Raw genomic sequence first — 17,003 nt, forward strand, 5'->3', positions numbered from 1 at the left:
GATTGTCTTTGGGTTTGCTGCTGCTGCAACAGCAGTTTCATTTTATTCCCATGGATGAAAAAACGTATTACGTAAGCAGTGTGCCGGTGCACATCATTTGGTGGCAGGTAGCAGCCATAGCTGGTGGCACTTTCGTCATTTGTTTATTGGCTTTGCGTTTGCCATTAAGCATTTTACAACGCATCAGTATTATCAAAGCATTGCGCTTTAATTAAGCCTTGCTTGTTGTTTGCAGTAAATGTGACAGCAAAATACCCGTGGCAACGCCAGCGTTCAAACTTTCCGCTGCACCCAGTTTAGGTATGCTGATGGTTTGTGTGGCAAAGGCAGCAATGTGCTCACTTACGCCATTTCCTTCATTGCCAATTACCAATACGCCCGGTTGTGGTTGCTGCAATTGCCATACGTTATGGCCATGCATATCGGCAATGTAGCAAACTGGTTGCTGCTGTTGAAGCCATACTGCACATGGGCCATAATGCATTTGTACCCTTAAAAAACCTCCCATACTGGCCTGAATGACTTTGGGATTGTATACATCGGCGGTATGCTCTGTGGCAAATATGTGTTCAATGCCAAACCAGTCTGCTATGCGAATGATGGTGCCCAGATTGCCCGGGTCCTGTATATCATCGAGCAGCAAGCTCCAGTTGTTTGCAGGAAAATGAGCAGATGCAGCGGCTGGCAATGCTACCACAGCCAGGCATGATTGCGGTGTTTGCAAAAAACTGATACGCTCCAGGTCTTCTTGCGAAATGGTCACCGTTTTGGCGGGCAGCGTCAGGTTTTTGGGAATGGTTTGTAAAAATGTTTCCGTGCCATACAAAGCCTGTACTATCCAGCGTTGGTGTGCCAGCAACTCCAAAACAGTTTTATGGCCTTCCACTACAAAAGCGTTTGCTTCAAGCCTTTGTTTTTTGGCCTTTAAACTTTGGATATATTTGACTTCATTTTTACTTAGCATCCTGCCATTCATGCGTTTAATTCAACACGGCGAACATACAGTATTGCATCGTTTCAGCCGTTTTTTCCTGCCAATGTTTTGCCTGTTGTGGTTGGCGGGTTGTGTGGCTGTGAAAGATGCTCCCGTTGGCCGGCCCTATGTGGTGAGCAATGTGGTAAAGCTGGAGGCACCCGATTTAAATAAGGAACAAAAAACCGTTTTAGAAGAAAGACTGGTGGGCTTTGTCGCCGATAGTTTATCGGTGCCCAGCCGCTTGGTACTGGGTTTTACCCAAATTTTAAAACCACCGGTTTTTGATTCCAGCACCTTGGGTACCAGCCAGTACTATATGAACGGCTTTTTGAATAGTGAAGGGTATTACGGTGCCAGTTTCGATACTGTGCTGGTAAAATTTGATACCGTTCGGCGGAGCAACAAGTTTTTTCAGTTAGAAAAAACACGCAGGGTAGAAGTCAAAACAGAATTCCGGTTGAAGCTCGGCAAACCCATTCGCATCGATACCTTGATGTATGCATTCAGTGATTCCTCTGCATTGCGCAACGATACACTGATGCAGGAAATGGCCATTGCCAATCAATACAAATCCGGCTTGAAGAAAGGTAGCTTGTACAGCAAGCAAGCCATAGCTGCAGAGTTGGACAGGCTCACGGCTTATTACAGACAAAATGGTTTTTTCCGCATGAGCAGGGCGGGCTTGCTGGCCGAAGTGGATACGACCGACCCGTCGTTGGTAAACTTCGATCTGGACCCTATTGAGCAGCAACTGGCTGCACAAAAAGAAAAGAAAATCCTACAGCCCGTATCCGCATTTTTAAAAGGCCCGGCACCAATCCCGATTTTTTTAAACAGTACAATGTTGACAGCATTTTCATTTATCCCGATGTAAACATTACAGAGAATCCGGATAGCGTAATGCAGCTGATCCAGTTTAAAAAAATCAGTGATTCTAATGCAGTACAAATTCGGGCCAGAAAGAATGACTATCAGGAAAAAATGCTGCGCAGAACCAACTACCTGCTACCGGGTACTTTGTACAATGAAACCAATTATTTCAGAACTGTCAACAGCTTTACGCAAATGGGCCCATGGCAGCAACTGGATGTGCGGTCGTATACCTACAACACCGATTCTGTTGCCAAAATAGCCTTCCACTTCTTTTTATATCCTGCCAAAAAACAAAGTTTTCAGGTTGATTTGGAAGGCAGTCAAAACAACAATATTTCTGCCAGCAACGTATTGGCGGGGCGGTTTTTAGCAGTAGGTTTAGCCGCTACCTACCGCAGCAGAAATGTATGGAAGAAAGGCACCCAATCTACTTTGCAGGGCAGGGCTGGGCTGGAGCTGAATAATGCTTCCTCATCGGGTAACGGCGATTTCTTTCAGTCGTTTATTTTCAACCTGAACCAGACCTTTTCCATACCCCGATTGTTATGGCCTTTCAAAATCATAGATACCCGACAGTTAGACAGTCGCCGTACCTTGATTAATGGCGGTCTTACCATGACCGATCGTTTCCGTTTTTTCAAACAAATCAGCATCAATGCCGGCTTGGGTTGGGAATGGCGCAAGGGCAAAAACAGTTATAGTTTTTCCTTCCCCAATATTGAAATTGTAGATACCGTTTCAACTGATAGTCTCAATCAAATCATCATCAACAATCCATCGCTGGCTTATTCATTTACACCAGGTAATGTGCTAAGTACAAGGGCTAGTTTTGAAAGGGCGTTGGAGTACAGCAATCCATGGCACACGGGTTCTTTCAGGTTGGCTGCTGAAATGACTGTGCCCGTTTTTGATTCAATGTTCAACAGACCTTTTTTCAAATTCTTTCGTGTAGAAGGTCAGTTTTTGCACAAAATAAAACTGCCTAAATCGTCGCTGCATTTCCGTTTTTTTGGTGGTGTTGGCTGGGATTTGTCGGGTACCAAAAATGCCAACCTGCCTTTCTTCCGGCAGTTTGTAGCCGGTGGTAGCAATAGCATGCGGGCCTGGTCTATCCGGCAGCTGGGCTTGGGCAATAGCCTTGCCAGCGATACGGCAAGATTTACTGATCGTTTTGGCGATATCCAACTTGAATTCAACATCGAGCATCGCAAACGACTTATGCGTTTGTTCGGCTATTCGTTGGAAGGCGCAGCATTTGTAGATATTGGTAACATTTGGAACCATACACCCGCCAGTGATGGCTTTGGTAATTTTCAACTGAGCAAGTTGTACCGCGATTTAGCAATTGCTATGGGCTATGGCATTCGTTGGGGTCTCAGCTTTTTGGTTATCCGCTTCGATGCTGGTTTTAAAGTAAAAGATCCTGTGCGGGAAGGAGCCGGCTGGCTGAAAACATTTGAGTGGAAAAGCACCAACCGGCTGGGGCTAAACAACAGGAGCAACCTTGCCGTACAGTTTGGCATTGGTTATCCATTTTAAACTGCTTGTATTGCTGCTACACTCTTTGTTTGGTTACTTCATTTTTGGCTGAATGCTTTCCTTATCGAATCTTTCTTCTACATCGGTTACCTGCAATGCTTGCTCAATGCCAAACTCACCAATGCGGGTACGGCACAGCGCAGATAAATAACCACCACATCCTAAAGCCGCACCTAAATCGTTGGCCAGACTACGAATGTAAGTGCCAGTAGAGCAAACCACCCGAAAAGACAACACAGGTGGCTGCCAATCAGTGAGCTCAAATACATTCACCGTTACAGTTCTGGGATCCAGTTTCACTTCCTTGCCTTGCCTGGCCAATTCATACACTCTTTTGCCATCTATTTTGATGGCAGAATGTGCTGGTGGAATTTGTTGAATAACACCGGTAAAAGTATTTGCTACCGTTTGCGCCTTTTCCAATGTGATAGCCTCAATGCTACCCACAGGAATGGGTGTACTTTCTAAATCATAAGTAGGGGTAGCCGCACCTAGGGTAATGGTACCGGTGTACTCCTTTTCCATACCCATGTACTCATTAATTTTTTTGGTAAACTTTCCGGTGCACACAATGAGTACGCCGGTAGCCAGCGGGTCAAGTGTACCAGCATGACCAATTTTCTTGATTTTGAAAATTTTGCGCAGCTTACCAATAACATCAAAAGATGTCCATTCCAATGGTTTGTCTATTACAAACACCTGTCCATCCAGCACTTGCTGTTGAGTAATTAATGAAGTAGAAGCAGAGTCATTCATGGGCCGCAAATGTACAGGAATGCCCACAGCCAAGTTTAGATGGCCTGGCGGGTTTTCAATTCCACATAGCGGTTTACAGTTTGAACCGTTAGCTGCTCCGGAGGTGTAAGCAGCGACATGATGCCGTGATGCATCAGCTCTTTCACCATCATTTTCTTTTCAAATACAAATTTGCCGGCAATGGTATTGTTGTACACCTGCTCCAAAGTTGTGGCATTGCCATGGGCCATTTCTGCAAGTTCAGTATTCTCGAAAAATACGACCAGCAACAGATGGTGGCGGGCCATTTGCCGCAGGTAAGGCAGCTGCCTTCGCATGCCCGATGTAGATTCGAAATTGGTAAACAAGATGAGTAAACTACGCTGCTTGATTTGACTGCGCACCTGCAGGTACAGCTTTTCATAATCACTTTCGTAAAACTCCGTATTGATGCGATACAATGCTTCTTGTAACAATTTGAGCTGGCCGGCTTTTCTGTCTGCCACTACAAACTCGCCACCCCGGTGCGAAAAAGTAATGAGACCCGCCCTGTCTTGCCGGGTGAGGGCCACATTGCTCAAAACCAACGAACTGTTGATAGCATAATCCATCAAAGAAAGCCCGTTGAAAGGCATTTTCATCAAGCGACCTTTGTCGATAACGCAGTACACTTGCTGGCTTCTTTCATCTACAAAACTGTTCACCATCAGGCTGGCTTGTCGTGCAGTTGCCTTCCAGTTTACCGCCCGTATATCATCGCCGTTTACATATTCTTTGATGTGGTCAAATTCGAGGCTGTGGCCAATTTTGCGAAGCTGCTTGGTGCCCTGCTCTTTGTTTTGTACTGTTTGAGCCATCAGTTGAAACTGACGCAATTGCAAAAAAGAAGGATAGACTTTAACGATCACCGGATTGCTGCCCAGCCGGCGGCGTTGCAACAATCGCAGTGGCGAAGAAAGCATACAAACGGTATAGCCGAAATGATAATCGCCCCTTTGCACAGGCCTCAGAAAATAGGTGAGGGTATGTTTTTTATTGCGGGCATAGTAGCGGGTGTTTTTGTTGTTGCGTTCCTGAAATTGTTCAGGCAGTTCTTCAATCAAATCAACCCGCAGGGGCAGGGGATAGGAATGCCAGAATGTGAGGGTAACATTGTTTTGATCGCTATTGCTGAAACGGGTGCTCAGCAACCTGCTGCAGGTAAATTTGTGGCGTGGAAAATAGAGATAAAAAAAATCGATGAAGACCAAAGAAATGGCTGCTAAAAAATACCACTGACCAATATACATGGGGCCATCGAGCAGCCATAGCAAAACAAACAAGCTAACTACACTCAACCCCAACAGGTAAAAGCGATTGCCGAAATAAAGCTGTAAGTAAAAAGGCGTCTTTTTCAAAAGGAAATTTTACCTCAGCAATGTAATCATCATTTCAATGCATTTGGATCATACCTGAATCGTACAGCAGCATTTTTTTGTTCGGTACTCGACAGGCGAACAGTGAAACGCTGAGAGCCAGCCTGAACAATCATCAGGGCGGTGTTTGGTGGAATCGTACCCAGGTTTTCAGCTACCATCACCACTTCCTGCAGGTTGTCTTCATCACTCAGCCCAATCTTGATGGTAACAGGCTCTGTACTCAATCCTTTTCTTGAAACCAAAAGTTTGTTATTGGCATACACGCTAATGGTGTCACCGTCTATTTCTCCATTGTCGTAAAAGCTGATTTCCAGTAAACGGGCACTGGTAGCAATGGTTTCTACTACTTCGTTGGTACGGTTTTTCAGTACTGCTGGTGCAGGAATTTTTACGGGTGCAGGCTTGGGTTTCGACTCTACTGGTTTGTCTACCGGTGTCGGTTTCGCAGCAGTGTTACCTCCGGTATTGCCAGGGATGGGTGCGGGTGGTTTGGTGGTTGCAGGCTTAGGAGCAGGCGTTACAGGTTTTTTAGCTGTAGTTGCTGGTGGAGGCGTGGTAGGCTTGCTGCCAGTTGATGGCTGAGTCTTAGGAGTGCTGGTGCCTGTTTTAGCAGTAGCGCCGTTGCCTGTGGTGGGTTTCTTTATTAAAAATTCACCTTGTCCGGGTTTTACACTTGGCTTAGAACCGGATTTCGCAGTCGGCGGATTTTTGATGAAATCTTCTTCTTCAAAATCACTCTCACTTACTCTTTCCAACCGCACAATACCACCACCGCAGGGGATGGTGTCGCTTTTCATATTGACACTGGTGTAAGTGCCTTCCAGGTATTCGTGGTTGCCTTCTTTACGATAAGTGAGGTAGCAGGTCATGAGGCAGCCGTCGCCACCACCTGTTATCTTCAAATCCTCCATGCGGTTTTCCTTAATGGTAAGATTGCCTGTGCCGTTCGACCATACGCCAATCATGCTGGCCTTACCATAAAAGCGGGTAGTTTGATACGAATAGGTAACACCCTTTACTGCCTTGCCTACATTGTACAATTGTACTTCGTAACGATATTTTGCACCGGTAAACAGCAGCTCGTATTCATTGTAAAATGTGCCTCGCCAAATACCGGTTAGTTCCTGTGCTCCTGCAGATATCAGGCACATCATCGCCAGCAAAACAGACAGAATACGAAACTTCATGTGGTTGTACGTAGGAATCGGAATTTGAATAAAAATAAAAATTAAGCCAACACCCTTATTCACTGCCCGACCGAAAGTAATTGTTTGTTAATTTTGCCGCCCTTTCATATTGGGATTCAAACAAACATGAGCATTCAAATCACTTTTCCGGATGGAGCCGTTCGTCAGTACGACGCTGGTGTTTCCAGTCTGGATATCGCAAAATCCATCTCCGAAGGATTGGCCAGAAATATTCTTGCTGCCAAAGTAAATGGCGAAGTAAGAGACCTGACCCGTCCTATTGAAGCAGATGCCAGTATTCAGTTTTTGAAATGGGATGATAAAGATGGCAAGAGCACGTTTTGGCATTCTTCAGCACACCTGATGGCCGAAGCGGTGGAGAGCCTTTTCCCTGGCGTAAAGTTTTGGGTTGGCCCTCCGGTAGAAAATGGGTTTTACTATGATATGGATCTTGGTGGCCATAAACTCACGGAAGAAGACCTGGGTAAGCTGGAAGCCAAAATGAAAGAACTGGCCAAGCAAAACCTGCAGTTCAGCCGCAAAGAAATTTCGAAGGATGAAGCCGTGGCCTATTTCACCGAAAAAGGCGACGAGTACAAACTCGATCTGCTGCAAGGTTTGGAAGATGGCAGCATTACCTTTTATACACAAGGCAATTTTACCGACCTGTGTCGTGGGCCGCATATTCCGCATACTGGTTTTATCAAAGCCATTAAGCTCACCAATATTGCCGGTGCTTATTGGAAGGGTAATGAAAACAATAAAATGCTGACCCGTGTGTACGGTGTTACATTCCCCAGCCAAAAAGAGCTCGACGATTACATTGCCATGGTGGAAGAGGCCAAGAAGCGTGACCACCGCAAACTGGGCAAAGACCTCAGCATCTTCTGCTTTGATGATGACGTAGGACCGGGCCTGCCTTTGTGGATGCCCAACGGTACAATCATTATCGAAGAGTTGGAAAAGCTGGCCAAGGAAACGGAAGAAGCTGCCGGATACCATCGGGTGGTTACGCCACACATTGCTAAAGAAAGCATGTACCTCACCAGTGGTCACTTGCCTTATTATGCCGACAGTATGTTTCCACCCATGGAAATGGATGGCGAACGCTACTATCTGAAAGCGATGAACTGCCCGCATCACCACAAAATATATGCGGCAGAGCCTAAGAGCTACCGCGACCTTCCTTACCGCCTGGCCGAGTACGGTACCTGCTACCGCTACGAGCAAAGTGGCGAGTTGTTTGGTTTGATGCGTGTACGCTGCCTGCACATGAACGATGCGCATATTTATTGCACCAAAGACCAGTTCTTTCAGGAGTTTAAGGCCGTTAATGATATGTATTTGAAGTACTTCAAAATTTTTGGAGTAGATAAATACGTGATGCGTTTGAGCCTGCACTCACCCGAAAAACTGGGCCAGAAATATGTAAATGAACCACAGCTGTGGCAGGAAACAGAAGCCATGGTGCGCCAGGTGTTGATAGAAACAGGCACTCCATTTGTAGAAGTACAGGACGAAGCTGCTTTCTACGGTCCCAAGATTGACGTGCGGATCTGGAGTGCTATCGGTCGTGAATTTACGCTGGCCACCAACCAGGTAGATTTTAACAGCGGTCTGAAGTTCAAACTGAGCTACACCAATGCCAACAACGAAGCCGAAGTGCCGTTGATTATTCACCGTGCACCACTGGGTACACATGAACGTTTCATTGGTTTCTTGCTGGAACACTATGCTGGAAAGTTCCCATTGTGGTTGGCACCGCATCAGGTAAAAGTGTTGCCCATCAGCGACAAGTTTTTACCCTTTGCGCAAGAGGTAACTGCCAAGTTGAAAAAAGCCGGCATCCGTGCCAGCACCGACGATCGTAACGAAAAAATTGGCAAGAAAATTCGGGAAGCAGAATTGCTGAAAGTGCCTTACATGTTTGTAGTAGGCGAAAAGGAAATGAATGAACAATCTGTTTCCGTTCGCAAACAAGGACAGGGCGACCTCGGCATGAAATCTGTGGAAGAAATCATTAATTTGCTCTCGGCAGAGGCGGAAAACCGTGATTAATCAACAGGTTTGAAAAACAATCTGTTATTTTGACCTGCGGTTTACACCAAATCAGCCGCATTATTAAATTAAAACAGTTTAATGGCATTTCCCCCAAAAGACAGACGCGGTTTTAATCCTCGTTTCAGGCAGCCGGAGCCTGAGCATCGTATCAACGATAGAATCCGGGTTGCTCAGGTTCGCCTCGTTGGCGACAACGTTACCCCTGGTGTGTACGCCACACAGGATGCGCTGAAGATTGCTCAAGCACAAGAACTGGACCTCGTAGAAATTTCACCCAACGCCGATCCGCCGGTGGTAAAAGTGATTGACTACAAGAAATTCTTGTATGAGAAGAAAAAGAAGGAAAAGGAAATGAAAGCCAATTCCAAGCAAAGCGAAGTGAAAGAAATTCGTTTTACGCCTGGTACAGACGATCATGACTTTGACTTTAAATCCAAACACGCCGAAAAGTTTTTGAAAGATGGCAACAAAGTGAAATGCTACGTGCAGTTCCGCGGTCGTGCCATTATGTTTCAAGACAGAGGCCAGGTGCTGCTGCTGAAATTTGCAGAAAGACTGGCTGAAGTTGGCGCTTTGGAAGGCATGCCCAAAATGGAAGGCAAACGCATGATTGCCATGTTTGCACCTAAAGGCACCAAGAAAAAAGCTTAATCCGCTATATAATTCAAAAGCCCCTGCATGCACTATGCCGGGGCTTTTGTTGTTTTATTCCAGTGGAATTTTAACCATGGCTTCGTAGCGGTTTTGAAACTGATGCACTGTCATGGGGTAGTTGATATGGCTTTTTTCTTCCCTGTACCACATCAAAAAGTCGGTAAAGAGTTTGGTTGGCCCTGCCAAAACCCGGAAAGCTCCATGTTTGTATTTCATGTTGCCGCTTTCCATCACTTCTTTCTCGAAGCCAAAGCGCAGCAACTGCTCTTCCGACAAGGGGATGCTTTCAATTTCCGGAATGCTGTACCAATTGGTTTGCACACCGGTAGTTACTTCTACCTGCCCGCCATCGTCGGGGTTAATGTGCTGAACGACGCCTTCCATCCAGGTACCTTCATTAAGCACCATGACATGGTTTCCGTGTTTCAGTTCATTGAAATGAATCATATGGCAATGTTTTCTCCTAAGCTACAAATTGGAATTGGCAGATGCAAGCCCATGATTGCGCCTTTTATCAGGATATATAAAAAGGCATATTGGAATATCGAACCCTCATTTGATACATTTTTGGCAACTCAATTTGATAGAGATGCATTTTTTAAGATAAAAGCGCCTACTTTTGCGGCCCGATTGGTGAAAACCAATTGAAGCATTGCCCAAATGGCTCCATAAGAGAGACGGGAGGTCCGGATCCGCCAGTAGGGTGTAACAGCAAAAGTTTATGTAACCATGCCAAAGGTTAAAACCAACTCAAGTGCCAAAAAACGTTTCAAATTGACAGGCACAGGTGAAATCACATTTCAAAAGAGCTTTAAGAGGCACATCCTCACCAAAAAATCAACCAAGCGTAAGCGTAACCTCGCCAAGAAAGGTGTAGTAGCTCCGGCCAATACACATTTCGTAAAGCGTCTGTTGGGTCTCAAGTAAGACCGGCCGATTCTGGTAGATTTCATTTCATCAACTTTTAAATTTCTTTTGATATGCCTCGTTCAAAAAATGCTGTTGCCAGCCGTGCCCGTCGTAAAAGAGTTCTCGACCAGGCCAAAGGCTTTTATGGCAAGCGTAAAAATGTATATACTGTTGCCAAGAATATTGTAGAAAAAGGTTTGACTTACAGCTATGTTGGCCGCAAACTCAAGAAGCGTGAATACCGTGCTTTGTGGATTGCCCGTATCAACGCTGCCGTACGTGAAGAAGGTTTGACCTACAGCGTATTCATGCACAAGCTGGCCGAAAAGGGTATTACCCTCGACCGCAAAGTGCTGGCTGACCTGGCTATGAATGAGCCTGCTTCATTCAAGAAGCTGGTTGAATCAGTGAAGTAAGCATTGACATCATTGCAACAATAACGTAACCGGAAAGGGATCGCATCCATTTCCGGTTATTTTTTTGCATCCGCAATACCGCTGTAGAATAGTACTTTTGTCTGCCTCTTAAAAAACCACGCTTTCCGCAAAATGAACAGACGCATAGCCGACCTGGTGCAGAATACCTACACCGACCTCGTTCATCAGACTTTCGATTTTCCTCAGAAAGATTTTAATGTAGAAAATGGCTACCTCAAATTCAACGGTGTTGATTTGAAGTACCTGATTGAAAAATATGGCACGCCTTTAAAAATCAGTTACCTGCCCAAAATTGGCAGCCAGATTAAGCAGGCAAAAACCATGTTTGCCAATGCCATTAAAAAGCATAAATACGAAGGACAGTACTACTATTGCTACTGCACCAAGAGCAGCCATTTCAGCTTTGTAGTGGAAGAAGCGTTAAAGCACGGCATTCATCTCGAAACATCGTTTGCTTACGATATCGAGATTATTAATAAGCTCTACGAACGCCGCAAAATCAACAAAGAGATTCACATCATTTGCAACGGCTACAAGCAGAAATCTTATACCAGCCGCATTGCCAAATTGCTCAATTCGGGTTTCAAAAATGTGGTACCCATCCTCGACAACAAAGACGAATTGCTGGCTTACAAAAAGTCGGTAAAAGTGCCTTTTAAACTGGGTATTCGGGTAGCTGCAGAAGAAGAACCTACTTTTCCTTTTTACACCAGTCGACTGGGCATTCGGGCAAAAGATATTCTGGAATTTTACGTAGACAACATTGAAGGTTACGAAGACAAGTTTCAGCTGAAGATGCTCCACATCTTTTTGAACAAGGGTATTAAAGATGATATCTACTACTGGAGTGAACTGAACAAAGTAGTGAACCTCTATTGCCAGCTGAAGAAGATTTGTCCCGAGTTGGATTCTATCAATATTGGTGGCGGGTTCCCCATTAAGCATAGCCTTGGTTTTGACTACGACTACCAATTTATGATCAATGAAATTGTAGGCGTTATCAAAGCGGCTTGTAAAAAAGCGAAGGTGCCCATGCCCAATATTTTCACTGAGTTTGGTAGCTATACCGTGGGTGAAAGCATGGCACACATTTACAGTGTGATAGGTGAAAAAGTACAGAACGACCGTGAGTGCTGGTACATGATTGATTCATCTTTCATTACCACTTTGCCCGATACATGGGGCATAGGTGAGAAGTTCTTGATGCTGCCCGTCAACAAATGGGAAAACCCATACCAGCGTGTGGTATTAGGCGGTATCACTTGTGATAGCCACGACTACTATGATTCAGAAGAACACATCAACGAAGTGTTTTTGCCAAAGCTCAATGGTGAGAGTGCAGAACCACTGTATGTTGGTTTCTTCCATACAGGTGCTTATCAAGATCAGATTAGTGGTTACGGTGGTATCAAGCACTGTATGATTCCATCGCCCAAACATGTGATTTTGGAGCACGACAAAAATGGCAAACTCATAGATTGGGTATATGCAAAAGAGCAATCCGCTCAAAGCATGCTCAAGCTACTGGGCTATATTAAATAAGGAATTTGACAAGCGGCCTTCGGGTCGCTTTTTTTATGCCTACTTTTCGTATTCAAAAAACGGAGATATGAAACAATGGAAGTTGGCAATAGCTGCTGTTCTTATTTTTAGTTCAACCTGGAATGCTGGTTTTGCTCAAACCACGGCAGAAGAAAAAGCAGTGGCTGCAGTCATCAATAAGATGTTTGATGCCATGCGGCAGGCTGATTCAGTAGGTATCATACAAGCGTTTGCTGCCAATGCCCATATGGAAACCATTGCTAAAACCAAACAACAAACTGACACAGTAAGAGGAAATACGGTTGCACAATTTGCTTCATCCATTACCAAACAAAAAGCCGGTGCACTGGATGAACGCATTACCATTGGTGCCATTCACATTGATGGTAATATGGCCACCGCCTGGACGCCCTATCAGTTTTATTTCAATGGCCAGTTTAGCCATTGCGGTGTCAATTCTTTTCAACTCGTAAAACTCAATGGCGAGTGGAAAATTCAATACATTATTGATACCCGGCGCAAAGACAACTGTCTTTAATTTACTTTGAGTTTGTACTTCTTATTCACCTTAGGGTCGGTGAAGAATTTTTCTACATCTTCCTGAGTCAGATTGTCATCAAACTCAACCAGCGGCAGATCTACCAGCTGCAAGCGGGCTGATTTCAGCTCTTCTTGCATTTTTTTAATCTTAGCTTGCACATTCACATCCCGATTACCTACAATCGCGTTTTCACTAACCAGATATTCTAACCGCTTGGCTACAGAACGCACCTGAGTAGCAGTGTTTTGCTCCTGCACTTTATTGGGCGACACTGCTTCTTTTACAGGCACCAGCGTAAGACCAACACTAGGCAATATTTTACCGAAATTCTTGGCTCCATTAGATTCTCCGGCGGTGCTGAGAGCGGTGCCTGCCAGAGCAGTGCAAGAACTGGTAATGTCGAAACCAGTTCTGGTAGATTTGGTTTTTTTAATGTTTCTGCTCAATACATAGAACGTGAGTTTCAATTGGGCAACATAAGAAGCTACTTCGTTGCTTACCCTTTTGTGCAGCATGTTTTGCGTGGGATAATCTATACCCGGACGGATGAAGATTTTTACTTCTGCAGTATCTCTGTTGTAAAATTTATCTGCGCCAACAAAACGAAGTGTCAGCATTTTTTGACGGGCTGTATCATTATCACGAATAAAATCATAAGGTACCATCCACTCAAATTCATCATCACATTTTCTTACAGATGTATAGTTGGCAATTGGAATATTGGTGTACATCGTAATGTGCTCTGTAGGAAAAGTTCCTTCATCACATTGAATACGAAACTTCACAGAGTCGCCTTCTTCTAAAGTAAGGTTGTTGCTGATGGTTGGCTTTAATTTCGATGCTACAATTTCTGTACTGTAAAATACGATGGTACAGAAAGTGTCTACCTTTTCAGCAGCATTAATCAGCGATTGTACGCCCATTTCTACTCTGTATTGCACGTCGTATTTCAGCTTGCCACTTTTGAAATATGACTTTTCTGCTTTAAAAAACAACTGACCATTGTTCTTATCGAGCTTTACACCAACAGGCGCATTCTTCAAATACCAATAATAGTTTTTAGCGGGCTTATTAATTTCAAATCCATACTGCAACACAGAATCTACATGCAGCGTGAAATACGGATTCATATTGATGATGCGCAGTTTAATGGCGTCTAAAGAATCCTGATAGCTAATAGTGCTATCTGCCTTGTGCACATGAAGACTATCCTGAGCCTGCAAAGAGGAGTGAAGGAACAATACAACGAAAAAGCTCAACAGTACTTTCAATTTCATAGCGATTTACTTTCAGATAACGTAGTAGCGAAGCGAACTGTTAATGAATTTTTTTATCAATTATTGTTTGTTTTCAACCTACAACACACTGATAACGAAACTCCTTGAGCGAAAGTACGCAGTAAATGCAAAAGCCTCTCCGAAGAATCGGAGAGGCTTAAAAAAACCAACTGCTATACGTGCATGCAAAAGCATGCTATATCTGTATTACTGAATACTGATTTGCTTTTGCACAGGCTGCGCTTCTGCTTTTTTAGGCAGCAATACTTTCAGAATGCCCTGTTCGTATTTTGCCTGAATACCGTCAGTGTTCACCTTGTCATCAAGGAAAAACGAACGGCTGAAAGAAGGCAGTGTAAACTCTTTGCGGGCAAATTGGATACTGTTTGCGGTTTCTTCTGGTGCTTTGTAAGCAATTACCAGATGACCATCTTCAATATTCAGGGTGAATGCTTCTTTGCTGCGACCGGGTGCCAGCAATTCTAAATGAAAGGCATCTGCGGTTTCTGCAATGTTTACCGGAGCGGTATAAGGCTGCTGTACTGCCTGGCCAAAGCTGCGTTCCATATCGGCGAGCAAGCTGTTGAATACACCATTGAAACGGTTACCATAAGGGCGGGTGATAAATTTAGTCTGTGTCATATGCTTTCGATTTTTTGTTTGATTTGTTTGACCAAACGGAATCAAAGCCCGTACCATCGTCTTTTAGTACCCCATTTGTCAGTAAATGATAGCATCTTATTTCAAATTAAAGACAAAATGGCATTATTGGTTTGAGAAAGAAGACATTGTGGCGTAAATGGGGTGTCTTTTCGATTTCAGCAATTATCACATGCTGATTGAAACGACAGGTACAACGAATGCATCATTGCCGCAACTTTGCACATTATTTATTCGCATAAACTTTACGCATTATGTATCCTGCCGAGATAGTTGAACCCATGAAGGCTGAGTTGACTGAATATGGTTTTGAAGAGTTGTTGACACCCGCCGATGTAGATGAGCAAATGAAAAAACAAGGCACCACACTGGTAATGATCAACAGTGTATGCGGTTGTAGCGCTGGTAGTGCCCGCCCTGGTGTGCTGATGGCCGTGCACAACGCCAGCAAAAAGCCAGATTTTCTCACCACTTCATTTGCTGGTTTCGACCGCGAAGCCGTAGCTCAGGTTCGCCAGTATTTGTTGCCTTATCCTCCGTCTTCACCAGCTATTGCGTTGCTGAAAGATGGCCAGGTGGTACACATGCTGGAGCGTCATCAGATTGAAGGCCGCCCTGCACAAGTTATTGCCAGTAACCTTATCAGTGCCTTTGAGCAGCACTGCTAATCAAACTATTCAACGCTTTGTATAAAAAGACCTTTCCGTTTCGGCGGGAAGGTTTTTATTTGCTATTCACTCAGGCATTGTCTGTAAAAAGCCACGTTGCATGTACCCCAATTTGTATTTTTTCCTCAAGGAAGTTTTTGGTGTAGAAATTCAATTTTTCAAACTCATCAATACGTTTGGTTTTCTGGTAGCACTGGCTTTTTTGAGTGCTGCATGGGCACTCACTACCGAGCTCAAACGCCGTCAGCAAGCGGGTTGGCTGGGTTTTACCGAAACACAAATAACCGTGGGTGATGGGGCGCCCATGAGTGATATTATCTGGAATGCTTTCTTTGGATTCATCATCGGTTTCAAATTCATTGGCTTTTTTACAGATAAAGAGAATGCACTGGCCGATCCGCAAGCCTTTTTGCTGAGCGGCATGGGCAATTTGCCCGCCGGAATTTTGGCGGCCATTGGTTTTGCCGCATGGCGCTGGTACAGTGGCAATAAAACCAAACTGAGCAAACCCGAAAAACGCAGCATCCGTATTTGGCCCAGTGACAGGGTAGGCGATATGATTGTATTGGCAGCGGTGTTTGGTTTTGGTGGTGCTAAACTCTTTCACAACTTCGAAAACTGGGAAGAGTTGGTGGCCGATCCTGTAAATGCGCTGCTCTCTTTCAGTGGCCTTACCTTTTATGGTGGTTTGATTTGTGCTGGTGCCGCTATTGTGTGGTATGCCCGCAAACACAAAATCAACCTTTGGCATTTGGTCGATTCATTTGGTCCGGCACTGATGCTGGCCTATGCCGTAGGCCGTATTGGCTGTCAGGTAGCCGGCGACGGCGACTGGGGTGTGGCCAACAGTGCTTATGTAGCCGACGAGCAGGGCAAAGCTGTTTTAGCCAGCAGTCCCAAGCAATGGAATGACAGCGCCACCGTACACCTCAACTATTTTAAAAGAGCACAGCACGGTGTGAAGGAAGTAAATACCACTGCCGATATTTTGCACAGCAGCTATGTGGCACCTTCTTTTTACCCACTTGGATGGTAGCTTATACTTATCCGAACAATGTATTGAGCGAAGGCATACCAGTACCCGGCTATGAAGGCCAGTGGAGCAACCGCTTGCCACTCCCGGTTTTTCCAACTCCATTCTATGAAACTGTAATGGGGCTGCTACTTTTTGCAGGATTGTGGTTCTTGCGTTCCCGCATTTTGGCACCGGGCGTTTTATTTGGCGTGTACCTCATTATGAATGGTACCGAACGTTTCCTCATCGAAAAAATAAGGGTAAACACCACCAACGAGCTGCTGGGTTTTCATCCGTCGCAGGCCGAACTCATTGCCTTAGCCCTCATTTTGGTGGGAGTGGGCGTTATCCTTTATAAGCGGAAAGCCAAAGCGTAACCTTCTATTTACTGCATCCGTCTCACCTGCATTCCGGGTGAAACTCACTAAAAGAGCCCCGAAATGGGCTCTTTCCGTTTGTACCTGTATTTAGCCAGTTATCTTGTTTTCTATTGTACTAAGCAATACAAGGT

At 44.8% G+C, this 17,003-nt stretch carries 19 protein-coding genes; 12 read left to right on the forward strand and 7 right to left on the reverse strand.

All coding sequences use genetic code 11. The features are described from left to right. Positions 1-2: 2 nt before the first annotated feature. Entirely contained in the window at positions 3-215 is a 213-nt protein-coding gene (locus GLV81_RS08925; RefSeq protein ID WP_157478557.1) for a hypothetical protein, read from the forward strand. On the opposite strand, the gene GLV81_RS08930 is transcribed toward GLV81_RS08925, so the two are convergent. Beyond that, positions 212-976, reverse strand: a complete 765-nt coding sequence (locus GLV81_RS08930) for an RNA methyltransferase (RefSeq protein ID WP_157478558.1) — start codon at positions 974-976, stop codon at positions 212-214. The two genes, GLV81_RS08925 and GLV81_RS08930, sit on opposite strands and share 4 nt — an antisense overlap. On the opposite strand from GLV81_RS08930, the gene GLV81_RS08935 reads away from it, so the two are divergent. Both GLV81_RS08935 and GLV81_RS08940 read left to right on the forward strand, forming a co-directional pair. Next, entirely contained in the window at positions 975-1,850 is an 876-nt protein-coding gene (locus GLV81_RS08935) for a POTRA domain-containing protein (RefSeq protein WP_157478559.1), read from the forward strand. The genes GLV81_RS08930 and GLV81_RS08935 overlap by 2 nt on opposite strands. A 26-nt stretch (positions 1,851-1,876) precedes the next feature. After that, positions 1,877-3,388 (forward strand): BamA/TamA family outer membrane protein, encoded by a 1,512-nt coding sequence (locus GLV81_RS08940; RefSeq protein WP_157478560.1) that lies wholly within the window; start codon positions 1,877-1,879, stop codon positions 3,386-3,388. Between the two features lie 33 nt (positions 3,389-3,421). Here GLV81_RS08940 and truB read toward each other — a convergent pair whose 3' ends face one another. From truB to GLV81_RS08955, 3 genes are read right to left on the reverse strand one after another with little or no spacing between them, the layout of a single operon-like run. Then, positions 3,422-4,171: a tRNA pseudouridine(55) synthase TruB gene (truB, locus tag GLV81_RS08945; RefSeq protein ID WP_246186343.1), complete on the reverse strand. Its 750-nt coding sequence runs from the start codon at positions 4,169-4,171 to the stop codon at positions 3,422-3,424. Positions 4,172-4,179: 8 nt separating this feature from the next. Next, a complete protein-coding gene (locus tag GLV81_RS08950; protein ID WP_246186344.1) occupies positions 4,180-5,520 on the reverse strand; it encodes a DUF58 domain-containing protein in 1,341 nt (446 codons plus the stop codon). A gap of 29 nt (positions 5,521-5,549) precedes the next feature. Then, entirely contained in the window at positions 5,550-6,728 is a 1,179-nt protein-coding gene (locus GLV81_RS08955; protein ID WP_157478562.1) for a hypothetical protein, read from the reverse strand. A 126-nt stretch (positions 6,729-6,854) separates the two neighbouring features. Between GLV81_RS08955 and thrS the strand changes: the two genes are divergently transcribed. Both thrS and infC read left to right on the forward strand, forming a co-directional pair. Continuing rightward, positions 6,855-8,786 carry a threonine--tRNA ligase gene (thrS, locus tag GLV81_RS08960; RefSeq protein ID WP_157478563.1) on the forward strand — a complete coding sequence of 644 codons (1,932 nt, stop codon included), beginning with the start codon at positions 6,855-6,857 and terminating at the stop codon, positions 8,784-8,786. A gap of 81 nt (positions 8,787-8,867) precedes the next feature. Beyond that, positions 8,868-9,440 carry a translation initiation factor IF-3 gene (gene infC / locus GLV81_RS08965; protein ID WP_157478564.1) on the forward strand — a complete coding sequence of 191 codons (573 nt, stop codon included), beginning with the start codon at positions 8,868-8,870 and terminating at the stop codon, positions 9,438-9,440. A gap of 54 nt (positions 9,441-9,494) precedes the next feature. Here infC and GLV81_RS08970 read toward each other — a convergent pair whose 3' ends face one another. Further along, complete coding sequence (locus GLV81_RS08970; protein WP_157478565.1) at positions 9,495-9,890, reverse strand: hypothetical protein; 396 nt, start codon at positions 9,888-9,890, stop codon at positions 9,495-9,497. Between the two features lie 282 nt (positions 9,891-10,172). On the opposite strand from GLV81_RS08970, the gene rpmI reads away from it, so the two are divergent. From rpmI to GLV81_RS08995, 4 genes are all read left to right on the forward strand, one after another. Further along, positions 10,173-10,370: a 50S ribosomal protein L35 gene (rpmI, locus tag GLV81_RS08980; protein ID WP_157478567.1), complete on the forward strand. Its 198-nt coding sequence runs from the start codon at positions 10,173-10,175 to the stop codon at positions 10,368-10,370. A 53-nt stretch (positions 10,371-10,423) separates the two neighbouring features. Next, on the forward strand, positions 10,424-10,768 hold the full coding sequence (rplT, locus tag GLV81_RS08985; RefSeq protein WP_157478568.1) for a 50S ribosomal protein L20: 345 nt from the start codon (positions 10,424-10,426) through the stop codon (positions 10,766-10,768). A gap of 132 nt (positions 10,769-10,900) precedes the next feature. Further along, positions 10,901-12,331 carry a type III PLP-dependent enzyme domain-containing protein gene (locus GLV81_RS08990; RefSeq protein WP_246186345.1) on the forward strand — a complete coding sequence of 477 codons (1,431 nt, stop codon included), beginning with the start codon at positions 10,901-10,903 and terminating at the stop codon, positions 12,329-12,331. Positions 12,332-12,398: 67 nt separating this feature from the next. Next, positions 12,399-12,869 (forward strand): nuclear transport factor 2 family protein, encoded by a 471-nt coding sequence (locus tag GLV81_RS08995; RefSeq protein WP_157478569.1) that lies wholly within the window; start codon positions 12,399-12,401, stop codon positions 12,867-12,869. Here GLV81_RS08995 and GLV81_RS09000 read toward each other — a convergent pair. Both GLV81_RS09000 and GLV81_RS09005 read right to left on the reverse strand, forming a co-directional pair. Beyond that, a complete protein-coding gene (locus tag GLV81_RS09000) occupies positions 12,866-14,149 on the reverse strand; it encodes a hypothetical protein (RefSeq protein WP_157478570.1) in 1,284 nt (427 codons plus the stop codon). The genes GLV81_RS08995 and GLV81_RS09000 overlap by 4 nt on opposite strands. Before the next feature lie 207 nt (positions 14,150-14,356). Then, positions 14,357-14,791, reverse strand: a complete 435-nt coding sequence (locus tag GLV81_RS09005; RefSeq protein WP_197429050.1) for an Hsp20/alpha crystallin family protein — start codon at positions 14,789-14,791, stop codon at positions 14,357-14,359. Between the two features lie 272 nt (positions 14,792-15,063). Here GLV81_RS09005 and GLV81_RS09010 point away from each other — a divergent pair, with 272 nt between their 5' ends. The 3 genes from GLV81_RS09010 to GLV81_RS09020 all read left to right on the forward strand — a co-directional run bounded on the left by GLV81_RS09010 (position 15,064) and on the right by GLV81_RS09020 (position 16,869). Next, positions 15,064-15,477 (forward strand): BrxA/BrxB family bacilliredoxin, encoded by a 414-nt coding sequence (locus tag GLV81_RS09010; protein WP_157478572.1) that lies wholly within the window; start codon positions 15,064-15,066, stop codon positions 15,475-15,477. Positions 15,478-15,577: 100 nt separating this feature from the next. Continuing rightward, positions 15,578-16,513, forward strand: a complete 936-nt coding sequence (locus GLV81_RS09015) for a prolipoprotein diacylglyceryl transferase (protein WP_157478573.1) — start codon at positions 15,578-15,580, stop codon at positions 16,511-16,513. Continuing rightward, positions 16,507-16,869 carry a prolipoprotein diacylglyceryl transferase family protein gene (locus GLV81_RS09020; protein WP_157478574.1) on the forward strand — a complete coding sequence of 121 codons (363 nt, stop codon included), beginning with the start codon at positions 16,507-16,509 and terminating at the stop codon, positions 16,867-16,869. The genes GLV81_RS09015 and GLV81_RS09020 overlap by 7 nt, the downstream gene beginning before the upstream one ends. The last annotated feature ends 134 nt before the right edge of the window (positions 16,870-17,003 follow it).

Origin of the sequence: Phnomibacter ginsenosidimutans, assembly GCF_009740285.1 — a bacterium.
Taxonomy (GTDB): domain Bacteria; phylum Bacteroidota; class Bacteroidia; order Chitinophagales; family Chitinophagaceae; genus Phnomibacter; species Phnomibacter ginsenosidimutans.